The organism is Bacteroidota bacterium, assembly GCA_030706745.1.
Lineage (GTDB): Bacteria > Bacteroidota > Ignavibacteria > Palsa-1295 > Palsa-1295 > PALSA-1295.
The window spans coordinates 72,992-91,580 of record JAUZNX010000004.1 but is presented as its reverse complement, the minus strand read 5'-3'; the positions used below and the strand labels follow the sequence as shown (position 1 = coordinate 91,580).

Sequence of the window (18,589 nt, the reverse complement as noted above, 5' to 3'; positions counted from 1 at the left end):
ACCAACAGTTCGAATTCCATGAAGTACCTCTCTATCGCAGCATTATTGATGCTGGTCGCAGCACGGCCAGCTATTTCTGAAGTTCATTTCCGGGAAGTCGGATTCGAGGCGGCAAAAAAACTGGCCGCCACCGAGCATAAGAAAGTCATGGTTGATTTCTACACTGGCTGGTGTGGCTGGTGCAAGGTGCTCGACCGGAATACTTACTCGGATGAACACGTCGGCCAGATTGCCGATGCAAAGTTTGTTTCGATCAAGATCGATGCCGAGCATGGCGAAGGCGTTGCACTCGCGAAGCAGTATAAAGTCAGTGGTTATCCGACGATCATCTTTTTCGCGCCCGATGGCGAAGTGATCGACCGGGTGGTCGGTTATGAGGATGCATCGAGCTTTGCGCGGTCGCTCGAGCAAGCATCCTCCGGTGGATCGAAGGCCGTCATCGATGAAATCGAATCTGGAACACCCGTCACCGATCCAGCAAAGTGGATGATTGCCGCTTCCAAGTACCAGCAACAACACAATCAGGAGAAAGCACTTGCGGCATACGATCGCGTTATTCAATACGATCCTGAAAACAAGTTGCATCTCAAGGAAGAAGCGGTATATCAGGTTGCATTTCTTTCGCCCGGCGAACAACAAGTGCTCGAGCTTGAAAAAGCAGTGACCGAGTATCCCATGCGTAGTGAGGGCACCCAAGCCATAATGATTATCATCGATCACTACCTGAGACAGAAGGATCCTCAACTCTTTCTAAAGGCCGAACGTATGATTGACATGTGGGCCGTCCGACGTCCGGACGATGCGCAGGCATTCAATTACTTCGCGTGGGCCGCGGCTGAGCGCGGTGCCTCGCTGGATAAGGCCGAAAGCTACGCCAAACGAGCAGTCAGTCTTGCCAAAGATAATACCGAACGTGCAAGCTATATGGATACTCAGGCCGAAGTGCTCTATCAGCAGGGCCATAAGGCTGAAGCCTCTGCACTCGAAGATAAAGCACTTGCACTTACCGATCCCGTCAAAGATGGCAGACTTCAAAAGCAACTTCGGATGCAGAAGGACAAGTTTGACGGCAAGATCGTCGACCTCAAGTAAAAATATGAGACGTGATGTATGAAATATGAATTAGATTGTTGTCTTAATCTTATCTTTCATACTTCATCTTTCATATTTTCCCGATGATAATCGCACCTTCCTTACTGAGCGCCGATTTCGCGCGGCTTGAGTCCGCCGTCCGCATGGCGGAGGAGGGTGGAGCAGAGTGGCTGCATGTTGACGTAATGGATGGCCACTTCGTGCCAAACATCACAGTGGGTCCGCTGATCGTCGAAGCGTTGCGCCCCATCACGCGTCTCACGCTCGATTGCCATCTCATGATCGAGAATCCCGATCAGTTTATTCCAGAGTTTGTCAAGGCCGGCGCGGATGTGATCACGGTGCATGTCGAGACGTGTCCGCATTTGAACCGCACGGTTGAACACATCAAATCGCTCGGAGTGAAGGCCGGAGTCGCTTTGAACCCCGCAACACCGCTCGAATTTATCGAAGAGATTTTGCCGGACCTGGATATGGTCCTGCTGATGAGTGTGAACCCCGGCTTTGGCGGACAATCGTTTATCCCGACACTTTATCGTCGCGCCGAAACACTCCGCTCCTGGATTCGGCGCGACTCGCTTCAATGCCTGATCGAAGCCGATGGCGGCATCAAATTGAATAACATTCGCGAAGTCCACCAGGCCGGTGTGGATGTCATCGTCTCCGGCTCCGGCATCTTTGGCGCGGATGACCCGGTGGCGATAATGCGGGATATGCGGGAGCTGTGCCGGACGACGGTGTGACCTAGAACACAAATGCGCAACCGGTCTTCAGGCCTCGCCGGGAAGTGTAGGCGATACCGAAGAGCGCATGGTCCCAGCACTCTAAGCGCACGTCAGGCCCGATATTCCACCAAGACTGGTTGTAGCTTACTGATCCGCCAATAGTGGGCACGGACGGTTCAATTTCCGATGGATGACTTTCCAGAATATCTGCACCTAACCATAAATCGTGCATGACAATAATACCGAGGTCGAACCCATAATAGACTTCACTATTCGTCCTTGCGTACCACGCATCCGGATCGGTTACCACCGGCCCGTAGGACCCATATTGAAGGCCTCCGAATATCATTCCAAATCGTGCGCCTGCCTCCACTCCGACTCCTGACCAAGTCCTGATTGCGACACCGCCAAACGAACTACTGATCCCCACATAGGGACGCAAAGATTGACTCTTCGCCACTGAGGAGGAACCCATGTCATTGAGAATGAGCAGTAAGGAAATCAACCAACAGACTCTCTTCATAGTCAATCGGGCAACGAGAGGAAACTGTGGGTAGTTCTAAGTACTTATTCATGCCGGGAGCCGCAAGCAGGTCGCGTGTGTTCTGCGCTCTCTATGTCAAAAGTCAAGATCACGAAGGGGAAGTTTCAGGGGATTCAGGCGTGCGCGGGCTCGGATGGTGTCATTGCCGCGGCGGCGATGGACCAGCGGGGCTCGCTGATGAAGTCGATCGGTAAAGCGATGGGCCGCGAGGCCACGCCCGCAGATCTGACGGAATTCAAGGTTTCTGTCTCCAAAGTCCTCACGCCGCACGCCACTGCGCTGCTCATGGACCCCGAATATGGCCTGCCCGCCGTCAAAGCGCGCGCCCCGGGCACTGGCGTATTGCTCGCGTACGAAAAGACCGGCTACGATGTAAGCAAGGCTGGCCGCCTTCCAGATTTGCTCGACGAGTGGAGCGTCTATCGGCTTGCCGAAGCCGGAGCGGACGCAATCAAGATCTTGCTCTATTACAATCCGTTTGACACGCCCAAGATTAACACAATTAAGCACGCATTCTTAGAGCGCATTGGCGCCGAGTGCCGCGCCATCGATAAACCGTTTTTCCTCGAGCCGCTTGCCTACGATGACAAGTATGACGAGAAGGGTCTTGAATTTGCCAGACTCAAACCAAAATATGTTGCGGCTTACATGGAGGAGTTTTCCAAAGACCGCTACGGGGTCGATATTCTGAAAGTGGAAGTGCCAGTGAACATGAAGTATGTCTCCGGCACAAGTGCATTTGCGGGTGGCGATGCGGCACAGACTCGGGATGAAGCGAAAAAATTGTTCAAGGATGTCTCCAAGGCCGCAACGAAGCCGTTTATCTATCTCAGCGCCGGTGTGACGGATGAAATCTTTCGCGAGACCATCGCGCTTGCCGGCGAAGCCGGTGCCGATTTCTGTGGAGTGCTGTGTGGCCGTGCTACGTGGCAGGAGGGGATTCCAGCCTATGGCAAAGGCGGTCGAGCAGCTTTAGAGGAATGGCTGAGCGGTCGTGGCGTGCAGAATATCGAAGCGCTAAATACCATCCTACACCAGCACGCGAAGCCGTGGTATCATGTTTATGGCGGCTTGGAGAATATTGACGTCATTTAATTTCGGGACATGGATCACGCATGAGGTCGTAACGGGGACTGATTGTACCCGTAGACGTTACCTTTCACGCTTCTCTGCAACCCTCTATGCCACGACCGCCGAATAGCGACAGATCGACCGGGAAGGACGCAGCTGATGCCGCTCGGTCGGCGCAAAAGCAAGCGGAAGATAAACAGCTTGTCGTTCGCGCTCGTGGCGGAGATCAACTTGCATTTAACGAGCTCATCAAGCGCCATAAGCATGGGGTCGAGCGCTTGATCCGTCCCATGGTCCGCAGCGCGCCAAGCGATGAAGTAGAAGACTTGGTGCAGGAGGCGCTCACCAAGGCCATGCTACACCTGACCTCCTACTCGGAGGAATACGCCTTCTCCACATGGCTCTATCGCATCGCGACCAACCATGCGATCGACTATCTCCGTCGGCGTAAGCTGAACGCGTTCTCGATCAGTGCTCCGCCATCCATGCCCGGTTCGCGACATGAAGATGAGGCGCGCGAATTCGAAATTTCAGATTCCTCCTGGGTGCCGGATGATGTCATGCTGGCTGGCGAGCGAACAGCGCTCATCGAGGAGGCGATCGAACAACTGCCGGAAAACTACAAGCGGATTATTCGGTTGCGGCACAACGAGGATATGGAATACGAGGAAATCGCGCGCGTCCTACATCTCCCGATGGGTACCGTCAAAGTCCACTTGCACAGGGCTCGCGCAGCACTCGCCAAGATGCTCGAAGGGAAGATTTGATTCATGTCCTCGCGTCTCGGCCCTGCGGAGCGCCGCTGGGTGCTCGCAATTTCATCCTTGACATTCTTGCTGCGCGCCGTGATGGGCCTTCGTAGCGAGATCATCTTAATGACGCGGCCTTACATCGAAGATGCCTACTATGCCCTCAATTGCTCCTGGCACATCTCGCAAGGCCATGGATTCAGCGTCGACGGCATCCATCCTACAAACGGCGTTCAACCACTTATCACGCTACTCTATGCTCCATTCTTTTTTTTCACCGGCGACCGGCTGGCTGGTCTCCGCCTAACATATATCCTACAAGGTCTCATCGTCGCGAGCGGTTGTTATTTGCTGGCGGAGTTTGTTTTTATGTTGCGTCGCAGCGATCGCTCGAGGCCTTACGACGCAGCGCCCGTCATCGCCGCCGCAGTTTGGGGCCTCGCAATTTCTTGTTTCAACCAAAATACTAATGGTCTTGAAACCGGCCTGACTATTTCGCTGATCATCGCATGTTTCCTTAATTATGAAATCCTTTCGCGGAGTCGCAGCCTTCTTCGCGCGTTTGGCTTCGGCGTCTTGCTTGGCTTGACCGTGCTCGCGCGGATCGATGCCGCGATCCTGATTGTCATTATCGCGATCTACGATCTCGCTCACAACAAATGGGCTGCTCTGAGGTCCATTCTGGTTTATCTTGGCGTGGCCCTCGTCATCACCGCACCCTGGTGGATTTATAATCTCGCCGTATTCCATAATCTGATGCCGACAAGTGGCCAGCTGGAATCGCTGCATCGGCCCTATGCCGAGAACTTCCGATTCTTCGGCAATGCACTCTTCGATTATCTTACCGTCTTCTACTACCATTTCTATCGTATCTGGCAAGGATGGGTAACAGTAGTCGCGACCTCGACGCTCTTGGCGCTCTGGATACTCACCTTTCGCTTGCCTCGAATGCGAAGCTGGATTCGCCAGCAATATGACTTTCGTCCATTAACTCCGCTCCTGATCTTCAGTGTCTTCCTAATTGTGTACTACACTCTCTTCTTCAGTGCGGCACACTTTCTGGATCGCTACTTGACTCCACTTCGTCTCATTATCGTCATACTCTTCTCAGTTGGCGCAAGTGCGGGCACTGCGATATTCAGGCATCGTGCACTGCGTGCTTGTGCTCTGGCGGGTGCATTCGCCGCAATTCTGTTTTCAGCTCTACATTACTATGGACTCTTCGCTCATGCTGCGATCTTAGAAGACTTCTACTGGACCGGCCGTTGGGCCGCAGTACAGCAGGGATCGTTCGGTATGATGCAGACTGGGCTTACCGGTTTCATTGCGCCGAATGTCATCAACCTTGACGGCAAGGTCAATGCTGATGCTCTCGAAGCGCAAAAAAAAGGGAACATCGCTCAATACATCATCGATACTCGCATACAGTACGTCGCGGACTGGGCCGATTGGGTCAAACCCATTATCCAGACGATACGACAAAGGGGCGTAACTTACGACTCGGTACGAACAATCGGTTCAATCGTTATTTATGCGCGGCGTTGATCGAAATTGGAGACCCATCCTCTGGCTCGCGGCGCTCGGCTTCCTCTCCCGAATAGCGCTCGCGTTTCGTAGCGAGTGGCAAATTGCCTCGCGACCGTATCTCGATGACGCCTACTATCTGTTTAGTTGCGCGCGGCATCTTGCGTTGGGTCATGGCTTCACAGTCGATGGCATCCATCCGACCAATGGCATACAAGCGCTCATTTGCCTACTCTACGCACCAGGATTCTGGATATCGAGCGATCCTTCGGTTGGACTTCGATTGACGTTTCTCGTCGGTGCTCTTGTGCAGGCCGCATCTACGATTGTTCTCGCATTACTGCTAAAGCGGATGCAAAAGTATACAGGCGAAACCTCTTCCTTCATGTTCACAATGTTTGGCAGACGAATTTCCACGCCGATCATTGGTGCGCTCCTCTGGACGATCATCGCCCCACTCGCAGACCAAAACGGCAGCGGCCTCGAAACCGGACTGGTCGCGCTCATTTTGCTGACAACTCTGCTCTACTTTCAGGTTGTCCTCGAACTCGGCTGGAATATATCACGATCATGCTTGATTGGGGCAGCACTTGGCCTGATGGTGCTTGCGCGCGTCGATAGCGCACTTTTTGTCCTTGGCTTTGCCCTTGTCGAGCTGTGGAGAACTCGAATGCGCGCGTTCGGCTTCGTCGCAATTGCAGTAGTTGTTGCCGGGACAATCAGTCTCCCGTGGTGGATATACAGCTTCACGAGATTCGGCAGTTTCATGCCGATCAGCGGAGCAGCCGAATCGATCGGCCGGCCAATCGGGGAGAACCTCCTCCAAACCAGTACAGCTCTTTTTGACATGCTGACAATCTTCTTCAATCATGTCTACTTCGCCTGGCCGCCATGGTTTGAAGTTGCCTCATTCCTGTCGTTGTGCTGTGCCTGGATGCTCCTGCTTCAGCGATTGGACGCTGTCAAGTATTTGAAGGCGCAGTTCGATCTACGTGTTCTCGCGCCGTTAGTGGTCTTTAGCGTACTCCTCCTAATCTTCTATAATTTCTTCTTTAGCGCGCCGCATTTTCTTGTCCGATACTTGCATTCCTTTCGTGTTCTCATTCTTATTCTTGCTGCTGCGCTCACTCCGTTGCTCGCTAGAGCCGTTCGCGAGTGGTCATCTCGCATTGGCAAGTTCGCTGTTGTTGTCTTCATTTTGATGGCAGCTTATTTTAGCATCTATCGTTACGTCAACGAGTACATCGCTCCACCGAAATCGGACTTCTACCGCGTCGGATTGTGGGCACGGCAACATACGGGCCAGGTCGGCATGGACCAATCCGGCACGGCAGGTTTTTACGCCCCGAACGTGATCAATCTCGATGGCAAAGTCAATCGAGATGCCTTGGCTGCAATCGAGGCCGGTGGAATTGGCCAGTACATTGCGCGGGAAAAGATCGAGTATCTCGCTGATTGGAAGCCGCTCGTCGAGCGATTGGTCATGGATGCGAAGAAATATGGAGCCGACTATTCCCTCTTTGATTCGATCGGTTATATTCGCATCTATAAATATGATCCGCGCTGATTAATTCGCAAGGCGGCAGACATCATGGTTCTATTACGAACTCGACCCGTCGATTCATTGCGCGTCCCTCGTCCGTCGCATTGGTTGCCACCGGCTTCGATGATCCATAGGATTTCGCAGTGAGCCTGCTACCCTCTATGCCTTGCTGAACAAGATACTCTCGCACCGCCTCGGCGCGGCTTTTTCCAAGTTGCTGGTTGTGCTGCTCGGATCCCAGACTGTCCGTATGTCCGGCGATCTCCAACTTGTACTCGGGATGAGCCTGGAGCAATTCCTTTACTCGCCCTAATTCCGGAAAGGATGCTGGCAGCAACATTGCTTTGTCCGTTTCAAAGAACACATTCCGAAGTGCGATCGCAGTTCCCGCTTCAATTTTCGAAAGCTTCAAATCCCGATCGAGTGACTCGAACACGTTAAGCGTCCTCAAATCGATATGCTCGCTCGTCGGGAAGTACCCGTCTTTTTCGGCACGAAGCGCGTAATCTTCACCCGCCGGCAGCGAAAGCTGAAAGGCTCCACTCGATGGGTCGCTACGCGCGCTGCCCAACTCTTTCCCATCCGATAGCCGCTCGTAACGCACTCGCGCGAAGAGCGGCTTGCCATGGGCATCGCTGACAATGCCATGGACCAGAGCAACTGCTCGCCCATGCGAAACGCGAGCCCGATACAAGTATGCCGGATCGCTTGTGGATGCCCGCCACGAAAAATATGCGAATTTGCCTTCCGCGTCTTCTGTGTAAAATGTCGTCCGACCGTTTCGATTGATCCCCGTTCCCAGCTCCTCCGGCCGCGACCAATGCTGCCACGAATCATCGAGCCGGAACGACCGATACACATCGACATCCCCGTTCCCACCGAATCGGTCGCTCGAAAAATAGAGCGTCTTGTTATCGCTTGCAAGATACGGTGTCATTTCCGCACTGTGGCTATTGATATCGGCACCAAGCCAAAGCGGCATGCTCCACGTATGTGCTGTCTCGTTATAGAAGCTCACGTAGAGGTCCCGATCGCCAAGCGTCGAATCGCGATCGACGGACATCACCAGTGTCTTCTGGTCCGGACCGAAGCTGTAGTCTGTATAGATGCCTCGTGCATGAAGACCGGGAATATGGATTGCTTCCGGAATCGACCAGCCGCTCGACGTCCGATGCGAAACATACACGCGCTCATCCGGGGGCGAATCACTCTTGAGCTTGCCGATGAGGTAGAGGCTGTTGTTATCTGGCGCGATGCTCGTGACCGCGATGCCATACGAGCTCGCAAGATTCCCGCCCAGGAATTCCGCATCCGAAAAGCCCGTATCACCAAGGACATGACTCATCCAGACGTCGAAGACTACTTCGCTATCCAATCCCATGCGGGTGCGGGTAAAATAGAGGGTTCGCCCATCGGCGGAAATGACCGGCAGGAGTTGGCTCTGTCCCGGCGCATTGATCGAGAGCGGAAGCTTTTCGATCGCGGATTGAGCTTGCGCTGCGGACGTAGCGAGCAAGAAGAAAGCGAGTGCGAGAGTGTTGCGCATCGTGCTTCGAACAGCTAAAACGAGAAATTCGCTCGTTCCTTCGGATAGAAAGGATGGTCGATTTCCGGTCGCCACTTGCCTCCTGAGATAGGTGCCCAAAGTTAAAGTAATACTTTAATTCTCTCTTTTGAATTGTCATTTAATGAATGCCCTATCCACTGCATCAAAATCGCCATGTTGTCAATTGGCAGCGGCGGTGAGATCATAAGTGATCTCACCTTGATTGTCAATGAGCATGGGTGCCTATCACCGCTCGGTTGAATATACGGACGCAAACTCGAGAAGTCAAGAGGCAAGCGACGAATTAATCGTACGGGCACCTGTTTTTTTTTAGAAAAGGCATGGCCGACGTGGCGGGCGGTGTGGCGCATGCTCTAGCTTGCGCGTGCCTCGGAACTTGATAATCTCGCGCAAGCTAAAGCGTGCGCTACAATTCTGTCGCCCCTCAGGGCCTACCCGACAAGGCGGGAGCGTGTCGAAGGGTCGCATGTGCGTTTGGTTGCACGCGAACCCACTTGGGCGAGGCAGACATCAATATCAGTATCGGAGCCATTCTCGGCTGCACAAGATCTCGCAAGTCCTTCCCACAAGAAATCTTCCCGTTGCGTACTATTGCAGTAACGGCCTTTTGATCGCGCCCGATATTTTTGTATTCGAATTTCAAACATGCCCCACACCTAAGATTCCTCTCCCGTTATAGGAGCAGGAAGGTTGAGGGGAATTTCGGATCACAAAACCATTAACGACAATGACTTCTCTGTCTTCCCGCCGTCTTGCACGTTTTCTGGCGACGGCTTCACTCTTTCTTCTCTGGTCCTGCAGGCAGGACTCCCCATCCCCGACCGGGCCGCAAACCATGCTGTTGAATAGCACCTCATCAACACCAGCGCATCCGGCGTTGACGTGGGGCCAGTACATCATGCGAAATGGCAGTATTGTTGGCTCTTCTCTTGTAGTTGCAGATACGGACCTGAGCCATCAGACCGCAATCATTCAGAATTCGTCGACCAATTATGGAATTCAGTACAATCCCGTCTGGTCTCCGACGGGTGGATCGATTGCCTTCGCACGGTACTATCCATACACGTTGGGCAAGCCAGACTCCATCTTCGCGATTGATGTCAGTGTCAATAATAAGGGCGTTCCGGTTGGCAGCAATTTGCGATGCATCGTTCCAGGATGTGGAAGACCGGGACCAGCTTGGTCGTCAACCACATCGATGGGCAAGATTGCATACGTTAGCATGGGTCAACCTGCTGCCTTGTACGTAGTTTCTCAATCTGGTGGGACGCCTGCGTCCATCTATTCCACCAACAGCTCCTCTGTAGGGCTTGGACGCCCGACATGGAATCCCGATGATTCCAAGTTGGCCGTGCCACGAAGCGACGGGAAAGTCCTTATCTTCAGCACCTCCAATTGGACGCTGATTGACAGCGTCGCCGTGTCAGGAAATATTGAATGGTCGCGTTCAGGATTAGACACACTCGCGATCGAGAATATCGGTGGTGGCTATTACCAGCCACTGTACTACTGCGATCCGGTCACGGGAGCAACGCCAGCATTCGGCGGTGTATATGTCACACGTAGCCAGGCAACATGGTCGCCAAACAATAGCGCCCTCATCTATGCAACCAGCAACGGCGCTTCCGTTTGGAAGGTCCATGCCTTCGCGAGCGATACGACCCAGATCGGATCGAGCATGTCGATCAACGGCAACATAAACTGGAAGCGATAAGCGGAGTGTTGCAAAGAAGTGGCACAGCCCGAAACGGCTGTGCCACTGCCTTTTGTTTTACCCCCCACTGAAATTCAGTTGTGATACCCTCCCATGACTCACGACCAAATCGCTGCGCTGCTTAGTAAGGCCGAGGAGCAGATCAGGCGGGGCGAATATGCTAGAGCGGAAGCACTGGCGAATAAGGTGCTATCAACCAATACCAAGCGAGATGAGGATGAGGCACAAGCGCTCTGTGTTCTCGGAATGTGTTGCAAGCGCCTCGGTCGTTGGGACGAATCGCTCACGAATTTTCAGAACGCCCTGGTTCATGCAGAAGCCGCATCGAATTTAGCCTTACAGTCCAGAATTCTTAACGAAGTGGCGCGACGACAGAGTGGCCGCGGAGAACACCAGAGCGCTCTTCAGACGGCTTCTCTTGCCCGAGATCGCGCCGAACAAGCGTGCGATAAACGGTGGCAAGCGGAAGCACTCAACACAATCGGCATCATCCACGGTTTGATCGGCGAGAACTGGCTCGCGCTAGAACATCTTACCCAAGCTATGGCACTCGCGGAGGCAGCCGGGGATAAGAAATCCGTCGCTTCAATTCTCTGCCATATGGGGGTTGTTCAGCGACGTCTTGCGAACTACGAGGCGGCATTAGAACACTATGATCGTGCTCTTCCGCTTGCAGAAGAAGCTCAGGCCACTCAGTATGTTGCTTCGATTCTTCAAAACCTTGGAAATGTCTATGGCTGCCTTGCCGACTACTCCCAGTCGTTGAATTACTACGTTCGAGCACTCGAGATTGAAGAGCAGATTGGGGATAAGGATGGGATCGGAAGCTGTCTTCTCAATATTGGCAGTACCCTATTGATGCTCGGAGACTACCCTCGCGCGCTCGACCACATGACCCGTGCCCTTGCATTCGCCGAAGCATGTGGCCATAAGAGTCTTGCAGCAAACAGCGTCGGAGGTATTGGGGATGCATACCTCCGCTTGTCAGACTATTCTCATGCACTTGAATACTACGTGCGCTTTCATGCGCTTGCTGTGGATCTCAACAATAAGGCGTATATTTCGAGGAGTCTCCTCGACTTCGGAATGCTATACTTCAGGGTTTCCGACCATTCCAATGCCTTAAACTCCTTCGCTCAATCGATGGAGATTGCCGAGGAAATCGGCGATATGAGTGCTGTCGCCGATTGTCTCGGCAGCATCGGCGATATTTACAGCGCAATTGGCGACTATCCTCGCGCCGTGGAATATCTCCGGCGTGCTTTGGATCAGAGCACGGGCCTGGGCACACCACGGGCGGTGGGCGTGTGGAGGCGCAGCATCGCGATCGTCGAGCGCAGAATGGGAAATCTCGAGGCAGCTCACCGTGGGCTGCTGGAGTGTGTTCAATTTAGCAGAGAGATCCTCAAATCGAACGAGGATGTTGCCGCCACACTCCTTGAGTTGGGAGGCGTACTTATTGAACAAGGAAAGGCCAAGGAAGCTCTGCGACCGCTCGCGGAAGCGGTGAAATTGTCCGAGGAACTGGGCGAAAAGCAAACCTCGTCAGAAGCGCACAAGGAGATTGCGAACGTATATTCTATGGTCGGCCAGCTTGCAATTGCCTTCGAGCATCTAACCAAGCATCTTGCACTCAATAAGGAGGTTTTTAGCGAAGAATCTCGGAAGAAGGTCGAACAGTTCAACATGCGCGTGGCCATCGCGGAGAAAGAGAAGGAGAGGGAGATCGAAAAAATGAAACGGGAGCAGACGGAGCGCGAGCTTTCGAACACAATGCTGCAGCTCGTCGCGCAAACGGAGCTTGTTCAAGAGATTCGCACCGATTTGGTCGGCATCATGCGTAAATTCCCCTTGCCCGACGGCGCGGCCAAGGAGTTGCGCAAGCGACTGAAGGTGCTGCCATGCAAGTCGGTGGATTGGGCGAAATTCGACACGCAGTTCAAGGCGGCGCACCCGGAGTTTACGAAGAAGCTCGCCGAGCTGCATCCCACGCTCACGGCGATGGAGTTGCGCGTTTGTTCCCTCTTGCGCATGAACCTTACGTCGGAGGAGATCGCGCGACTGTTCTGTCTCTCCCCTCGCTCGATTGAAAGCCACCGGTTCCGCATCCGCAAACGGATCGGCATCCCGCGAACGACGGATTTGGCTGTTTACCTGGCGAAGGTCTAAGCGGAGTTTATCTCTCCTCATCGGTTCTCCCCTTGCACTATTTTCGCCTACAGAAAGTTAATCTACATTCACTTCAATCGACCTGACGCATGGCCACAGCTCCGAAGCAACGCAACGCTCCGCAATCCAAGCCCACTCGCACAACAACCGATAGGCACATCGGCTCCATGAAGGTGAGCGCGGACGGCGCAGCCCGCACGGCCGGCTCGTTCATTCCGGAGCGGTGGCGCGACGCCGTCGCGATTGTGATGCTTTTCGGCTCGCTGCTGTTTTTCTTCCGCGGCGTGCTGGACTCCACGCATACCTTCAGCGCGGGTGATAATCAGGCGTTCGACGCGCTCCGGCCGTTCCTCGAGCAATCCAAAGCACAGGGCGATAACACTCCGCAGTGGATCCCGAATATTTTTTGCGGGATGCCAAGCTTCGCGTTCGTCATCACACCGGAACGCGCTTACGATCTCACGCACGAGATATTCGATGTTGTCCGCTCGATCCCATCCGCGCTGTTGCCCAACCCGGATGTCATGCCGCATATCTGGCATTACTTCATCTTTGGCGTCGGCATGTATTTGTTGCTCCGGGCGACGCGAAATACTTCGCGTCTTGTCGCCCTCTTTGCGGCCTTCAGCGCCATTTTCTCGACGTGGATCATTACGTATGTAATGATCGGCCACAATACAAAGATCTTCGCCATTATGACGATGCCCTATATTTTCATGGGCATTGAAAAGCTTCGGACTCCAAAGTTGCAGTGGCAGCGGGTGGTCTTGTGGTGCGCCGTGTTGGCCACGTCATTTCATTTTCTCTTCGAGGCGAATCACCCGCAGATGGCGTTCTATATCTTCCTGGCGGTGCTGCTCTACTACGTCGTCTCACTTGTGGTCGAGCTGTTCAGCGCGCATCCGGTCGATTCGAAGCCGAAGCGTATCGGTCCGCTGGTGCGCAGTGGCGTGCTGGCGCTATTGATGGTCGGACTTGCCTTCGCAATGTCGGCCGATCGCTACCTGACTTCGCTCGAATACGAACCGTACTCGATTCGCGGCGCCGCGCCCATCAGCGACCCCAGCAACCCGGAAAACAAAGCCTCTGCGAATCACGCAACGACCGCTTCCGGCGGACTCGATTGGACGTACGCGACCGCCTGGAGCTTCTCGCCTGCCGAGATGATCACGTTCGTCATCCCCGCGTATTATGGCTTTGGCAAAATGCCATACTCTGGCAGTGAGTTGGAGCAAGCGCAAGGCAAGCTGATCGAGACGTATTGGGGACAAATGAACGGCACCGATGCCGCCAACTACACGGGCATCGTCGTCTTCTTTTTTGCCATCATCGGCATCCTGACGCTATGGCGACGGGAGCGGCTCGTGCCGCCGCTTGCGATCATCAGCCTCGTCGCGCTTCTGCTATCGTTCGGTGGCAACTGGTCGATTCTGTTCCGGCCGATGTTCAACTATTTCCCGATGTTCAATAAGTTCAGAGCGCCAATGATGGCACTCGTATTGATGCAGCTTGCATTCCCAATTCTGGCTGCACTCACGTTCGAGGAAATCCTCCGTGTCTGGAAGCTCAAAAATCCTGAAGAGGATGCGCGCCTTCTCGGGCATTTCAAGCGCGCGATGTATATCGCTGGCGCCTTCCTGGTAATTTCCCTGGTTGGTCGAAGCGCCATCACGTCGAATGTCCATGATGGCTTCATGCACAGTCGGACCGCCGGGTATTACGGTCAGGCGGCTTCTGCCATTGCCGATTTCGCAGCATCCACCGCGGCCAACGACGCGCTCATTTGTGCACTCCTCGCGAGTGGCGCATGCGTACTCGTCTTCTTTTTCCTGAAGCGCAAGACGTCCCCGCTGATCTTTGGCGTCGGTATTTTTCTGCTGACAATATTCGATCTCTGGCGTGTCGATACACGACCAATGAATATCGTGACGCGCGAGGATTATCAGTCGGCGTTTACGCCACACGACTACATTGATTATATCAAGCGCGATACTTCGCTGTATCGCGTGACGGATCTGACAGAATCGAATCCCTCGAACGCATTAGTCAGCTATGGCCTGCAAACTGCCGGCGGGTACCATGCCGCGAAGATGCGAGAGATTCAGGATGTCGTGGATGAAACCGGCAACATGCAGGGCAACGGGATTTTCAATCCCTTCATGTGGAATCTGCTGAACACGAAGTATATCATTGCACCTGGTTTGATCTCCGACGATCAAGCGCGCTTCCGGGGGGCATTTCAATCGCGAGAGCAGCCGGTCACGACCGAGCAAGGCAAGCCGCCGCAGCCGATTATCGTCTGGGAGAATCCGCAGGCCTTGCCGCGGGCATTCTTTGCGTATCGCTACGAAGTCAAGCCGAAGCTCGATATCCTTCACGCGATGCACGACGGCTCATTCAATCCGCGCGATGTCCTCTATTTCTTCGATACGCCGAAGGACATGCCGCAACTCTCGACCGCACCAATCGATTCGAGCGAAACGGTCACCTCCATGCAGTACCACAATGAAGACGTAAGCTTCCGGACCCACACGAACGGCAACCGGCTACTCTTCATGTCGGATGCCTGGTATCCCGATTGGAGTGCAACGATCGATGGCAAACCAACCCCAATCTGGCGTGCCAACTATGCCTTCCGCGCGATCGCCGTGCCGGCGGGTCAGCACGATGTGAAGTTTACTTATTACGATCCGCAATATGCGACCGGCAGTTCGGTCTCGCTGTTTACGAACGTGATTGGGCTATTGGGCTTCATCGTCGGTTCCGGTAGTCTCTACTACATGCGGAAGCGGAAGAAACCCGAAGTCGAGGTCGTGCCGCCTGAAGCCTAATGTTGAATGATGAATGTAGACTGATGAATGGCTCCATACTTGTTTCATCATTCTACATTCATCATTTTTCAGTTGATGCGAATCCATCTTGTCGTCTCCGGTCGCGTTCAGGGCGTTGGCTTCCGCTATTTTTGTGCGCGGGAAGCAGAGCGGCAAGGTATCACCGGCTTTGCCCGCAACACGAATGACGGATCGGTCGAGATCGAAGCGCAAGGCGATGAAGCCTCGCTTGTACAGTTCGTGCAAGCGGTTACTCGCGGACCGCGAGCGGCGCAAGTGACTAACGTTGTCCGCGAAGAGCGCGAAACACAGCCCGGCGAGATAGATTTTTCCGTGGGATAGATCGCGGGCTTGCCGGGACTGATTCATAAGCTCAACTTGATTTGCATTTTGTAATGGAAAATGCAAAGCGAAATTACCTCAACCCACAAAGAACGCCGGAATCGCCATTTTTTCCTTCCCAGACCAGTTGGCAGTGGAATTGTATTAAGATCAAGCACAGAGTAACTCACTCTTTAAACGAGTCTTTTCAGCGGATGATGAAATCATCCGTCTCATCTTGACCTCCTACAGTCACATAAAGAACAGGGCGAGAGAACAGAAAGGCGAGTACTATTTATAGTATTCGCCTTTCAATTTTAAACGGCCTTTACTGGGATCTCGGTTCTATTTCAGCTCTGCCGCCACTGCTGCTGCCGCCGACTGCGGAATGGGCGCGTAGTACAACGCCTTGCAATCTGCCTGGCCTTTGGTCGTGGACCACGCGATAAACTTCTTGACGGCATCGGCCTTCGGGCTATCCTTGTATGTGATAATCCACGAAAAGCCGGTGATCGGGTAGCCTTGCGCGGCTGAGGTATTTGTGATCATTGCCGTCATGTTATCCGGCATCGGAAATGCCTCGGCTGCGGCCGCTGCGGCGTCTGCACTGGGTACGATGAAGTTACCGGCCGAATTCTGGACGCTCGCATACGGAATCTTGTTCTGCTCCGCGTAGGCAAGCTCGATGTAGCCGATCGAATTCGCATGCTGCTGAAGAATTTGTGCGACACCAGCATTGCCCTTGCCGCCGAGCGTGCCTTCCGGCCACGTGACCGTCTTCCCGGATCCAATCTTCGTCTTCCACTCGGGACTGATCTTCGCGAGATAATCGGTGAAGATCGCCGTAGTGCCCGAGCCATCGCTCCGGTGCGCCGTGAAGATTTTCTCGTGTGGCAGTTTCATGCCGGGATTGACACTCGCGATCGACTTGTCGTCCCAGTATTGGGTCTTGCCAAGGAAAATATCCGCAATGGCCTGTGGCGTAAGCTTGAGTCCGCTGGTAATGCCGGCAACATTGTACGACACACAGACCGCACCGATTACGGCGGGCACATGAATGACCGGCGCTTTGGCACGCGCAAGTTCGTCCGCATTCATCGGCGCGTCCGAACCTGCAAAATCGACGGTGTGATCGATTAGATTGTTGATGCCGGCGCCCGAGCCGACGCTCTGATAATTGATCGAGACGCCGCCATCCTTCGGGTACTCCTCGGCCCAATGGGTCATGATCGGATTGATAAACGTGGAACCCGCGCCAGTCAGGCCGGTCGTCGCGGTCGCGGTGGAATCGGGGTTGTTCGATTTGCCGCCGCCACAACTGGTGAGCAGGCCGCTTGCGAGCGAGACTGCCGCGATCGCAATAGTAAGAAATGCTGAAACTCGTCTAAGCATGATGGTCAGTATGAATGATTAGTAAACTTTTATGATGAAGGTGAGGGATACGGAATCGAATCCGCTATCCCTCAGCCTTCATGCATTCTGATGAGGTTGGTGCTTAGTACTTATAGGAAAATGTGAGGCGGGCAACTGTGATGCCTGCGAAGTCCTTAGCGGCCGAACTCTTGTCCTTGAACGTGTTCATCCAGATATTCGGCATCACGTGGACATTTTGCGCATCGACATCCGGAATCCAATCGAGACCGGCGACGATGAAGTTTTCTTTCGGTCCCAGATAGTTATCGCTGCTGGCCTTCGAATCGGGATCGAACATGTCGTAGCGAGCAAAGAGGTTGAGTTGCTTGGGGATGATGGCGCCACGTGCAAAGATGGAAAGTCCGGTCTGAACTGCGTCCGTACCGGCCACGGAAAGGCTCTGGCCCGCAAGGGTGTGCATCGCATAGACGATGCCGACGGTCACCTGGCTGGATGTGTACGCCGCCGCGAACTTGATGAGCGAATTCGACTGGTCAACATTCGTCGCGGAGTCCGTATTCGTCTTGTTGTATAGCTTCTTTTGGGTGGCCTTGTCCATGTAATCGCCGGCGATATCGATGACGATATGCTGATCCAGGAACTTCGCATTGACCTCACCGGTGAAGTCTTTGTACTTATCGGTTTCGTCTTTGGCACCGACGCCGTTCGAGATCATAGCAGAATAGCCGAAGTTCTTATCCTTATCGATATTGCCGACGAGCTGAATCCCAAGATCGTTCGAACCGGCCTCGCTCATGCCGCGCATATCGAGGAGTGACTTCTCGATCGGACGGTAGCCCATGAGGCCCTCATCGACCGAAAACACATTCGTTGCCTGCTGGCCGACGATCACGGTGCCCATCGGGATGGCGTTCGCAAATGCGATGCTGGCTTCCTTCACATACATGCCACGCTTGTTATCTCCAAGAACGTCACCGCCGGTCGCGCCGCTTTCGTGCTCGAGCAAGAATTTGCCCGTGACTGTCTTAGTGAACATATAATTATAACCGAGTTGTACACGGCGAACATCGAATGCCTGGAAAAACTTCGTGTTCGCATTCACGGAAGCGGAGCCGGAATTCTTGGCGGGTTCATAATAACCCTTACCACCAAAGCCGACCGTGTCTGCCGACATCATGTAATAGTAATCGGCGAAGAGTTGTCCGACGAGCTGGCCATGTGGCTTGAACGTCGAATCAGCATTCTGCGCGAAGGCGGAATGCGCCAGACACACAGCGAGAATTGCGAAAGCAAAGGAAGTAGTAAGTTTCTTCATTTGAATGGTTAAGTGATTTCTTGGGGGGCAATCCATTGTCCCGTCCGGGA

Annotated in this window: 14 protein-coding genes; 10 read left to right on the top strand and 4 right to left on the bottom strand. The window is 53.8% G+C overall.

The annotated features are described in order from the left end of the window. The first annotated feature begins 18 nt into the window (after positions 1-18). Positions 19-1,092: a thioredoxin family protein gene (locus Q8902_06710; GenBank protein ID MDP4199243.1), complete on the top strand. Its 1,074-nt coding sequence runs from the start codon at positions 19-21 to the stop codon at positions 1,090-1,092. A gap of 83 nt (positions 1,093-1,175) precedes the next feature. After that, on the top strand, positions 1,176-1,835 hold the full coding sequence (rpe, locus tag Q8902_06705; GenBank protein ID MDP4199242.1) for a ribulose-phosphate 3-epimerase: 660 nt from the start codon (positions 1,176-1,178) through the stop codon (positions 1,833-1,835). Position 1,836: 1 nt separating this feature from the next. Here rpe and Q8902_06700 read toward each other — a convergent pair whose 3' ends face one another. Further along, positions 1,837-2,340, bottom strand: a complete 504-nt coding sequence (locus tag Q8902_06700; protein ID MDP4199241.1) for a hypothetical protein — start codon at positions 2,338-2,340, stop codon at positions 1,837-1,839. 93 nt (positions 2,341-2,433) lie between these two features. Here Q8902_06700 and Q8902_06695 point away from each other — a divergent pair, with 93 nt between their 5' ends. From Q8902_06695 to Q8902_06680, 4 genes are all read left to right on the top strand, one after another. Then, positions 2,434-3,456 carry a tagatose 1,6-diphosphate aldolase gene (locus tag Q8902_06695; GenBank protein MDP4199240.1) on the top strand — a complete coding sequence of 341 codons (1,023 nt, stop codon included), beginning with the start codon at positions 2,434-2,436 and terminating at the stop codon, positions 3,454-3,456. Positions 3,457-3,542: 86 nt separating this feature from the next. After that, positions 3,543-4,199, top strand: coding sequence for a sigma-70 family RNA polymerase sigma factor (locus Q8902_06690; protein MDP4199239.1), 657 nt, complete (start codon positions 3,543-3,545; stop codon positions 4,197-4,199). A 3-nt stretch (positions 4,200-4,202) separates the two neighbouring features. Next, positions 4,203-5,726, top strand: a complete 1,524-nt coding sequence (locus Q8902_06685; GenBank protein ID MDP4199238.1) for a hypothetical protein — start codon at positions 4,203-4,205, stop codon at positions 5,724-5,726. Further along, positions 5,713-7,272 carry a hypothetical protein gene (locus tag Q8902_06680; protein MDP4199237.1) on the top strand — a complete coding sequence of 520 codons (1,560 nt, stop codon included), beginning with the start codon at positions 5,713-5,715 and terminating at the stop codon, positions 7,270-7,272. Before Q8902_06685 ends, Q8902_06680 begins: the two co-directional genes overlap by 14 nt. A 22-nt stretch (positions 7,273-7,294) precedes the next feature. On the opposite strand, the gene Q8902_06675 is transcribed toward Q8902_06680, so the two are convergent. Next, positions 7,295-8,794, bottom strand: coding sequence for an OmpA family protein (locus Q8902_06675; protein MDP4199236.1), 1,500 nt, complete (start codon positions 8,792-8,794; stop codon positions 7,295-7,297). Between the two features lie 748 nt (positions 8,795-9,542). Between Q8902_06675 and Q8902_06670 the strand changes: the two genes are divergently transcribed. The 4 genes from Q8902_06670 to Q8902_06655 all read left to right on the top strand — a co-directional run bounded on the left by Q8902_06670 (position 9,543) and on the right by Q8902_06655 (position 15,871). After that, positions 9,543-10,529, top strand: coding sequence for a hypothetical protein (locus Q8902_06670; protein ID MDP4199235.1), 987 nt, complete (start codon positions 9,543-9,545; stop codon positions 10,527-10,529). A 93-nt stretch (positions 10,530-10,622) separates the two neighbouring features. Beyond that, positions 10,623-12,698 carry a LuxR family transcriptional regulator gene (locus tag Q8902_06665; GenBank protein ID MDP4199234.1) on the top strand — a complete coding sequence of 692 codons (2,076 nt, stop codon included), beginning with the start codon at positions 10,623-10,625 and terminating at the stop codon, positions 12,696-12,698. Positions 12,699-12,787: 89 nt separating this feature from the next. After that, a complete protein-coding gene (locus Q8902_06660) occupies positions 12,788-15,529 on the top strand; it encodes a YfhO family protein (protein MDP4199233.1) in 2,742 nt (913 codons plus the stop codon). Positions 15,530-15,604: 75 nt separating this feature from the next. Further along, positions 15,605-15,871: an acylphosphatase gene (locus Q8902_06655; GenBank protein MDP4199232.1), complete on the top strand. Its 267-nt coding sequence runs from the start codon at positions 15,605-15,607 to the stop codon at positions 15,869-15,871. Between the two features lie 324 nt (positions 15,872-16,195). Here Q8902_06655 and pstS read toward each other — a convergent pair whose 3' ends face one another. Continuing rightward, positions 16,196-17,242 (bottom strand): phosphate ABC transporter substrate-binding protein PstS, encoded by a 1,047-nt coding sequence (gene pstS, locus Q8902_06650; GenBank protein MDP4199231.1) that lies wholly within the window; start codon positions 17,240-17,242, stop codon positions 16,196-16,198. Between the two features lie 103 nt (positions 17,243-17,345). After that, entirely contained in the window at positions 17,346-18,539 is a 1,194-nt protein-coding gene (locus Q8902_06645) for a hypothetical protein (GenBank protein ID MDP4199230.1), read from the bottom strand. Positions 18,540-18,589: the final 50 nt, after the last annotated feature.

Bases quoted from the DNA above. Each gene is read 5' to 3' on its own strand.
- Q8902_06710 (MDP4199243.1), top strand. From the start codon at position 19: ATGAAGTACCTCTCTATCGCAGCATTATTGATGCTGGTCGCAGCACGG.
- rpe (MDP4199242.1), top strand. From the start codon at position 1,176: ATGATAATCGCACCTTCCTTACTGAGCGCCGATTTCGCGCGGCTTGAG.
- Q8902_06700 (MDP4199241.1), bottom strand. From the start codon at position 2,340: ATGAAGAGAGTCTGTTGGTTGATTTCCTTACTGCTCATTCTCAATGAC.
- Q8902_06695 (MDP4199240.1), top strand. From the start codon at position 2,434: ATGTCAAAAGTCAAGATCACGAAGGGGAAGTTTCAGGGGATTCAGGCG.
- Q8902_06690 (MDP4199239.1), top strand. From the start codon at position 3,543: ATGCCACGACCGCCGAATAGCGACAGATCGACCGGGAAGGACGCAGCT.
- Q8902_06685 (MDP4199238.1), top strand. From the start codon at position 4,203: ATGTCCTCGCGTCTCGGCCCTGCGGAGCGCCGCTGGGTGCTCGCAATT.
- Q8902_06680 (MDP4199237.1), top strand. From the start codon at position 5,713: ATGCGCGGCGTTGATCGAAATTGGAGACCCATCCTCTGGCTCGCGGCG.
- Q8902_06675 (MDP4199236.1), bottom strand. From the start codon at position 8,794: ATGCGCAACACTCTCGCACTCGCTTTCTTCTTGCTCGCTACGTCCGCA.
- Q8902_06670 (MDP4199235.1), top strand. From the start codon at position 9,543: ATGACTTCTCTGTCTTCCCGCCGTCTTGCACGTTTTCTGGCGACGGCT.
- Q8902_06665 (MDP4199234.1), top strand. From the start codon at position 10,623: ATGACTCACGACCAAATCGCTGCGCTGCTTAGTAAGGCCGAGGAGCAG.
- Q8902_06660 (MDP4199233.1), top strand. From the start codon at position 12,788: ATGGCCACAGCTCCGAAGCAACGCAACGCTCCGCAATCCAAGCCCACT.
- Q8902_06655 (MDP4199232.1), top strand. From the start codon at position 15,605: ATGCGAATCCATCTTGTCGTCTCCGGTCGCGTTCAGGGCGTTGGCTTC.
- pstS (MDP4199231.1), bottom strand. From the start codon at position 17,242: ATGCTTAGACGAGTTTCAGCATTTCTTACTATTGCGATCGCGGCAGTC.
- Q8902_06645 (MDP4199230.1), bottom strand. From the start codon at position 18,539: ATGAAGAAACTTACTACTTCCTTTGCTTTCGCAATTCTCGCTGTGTGT.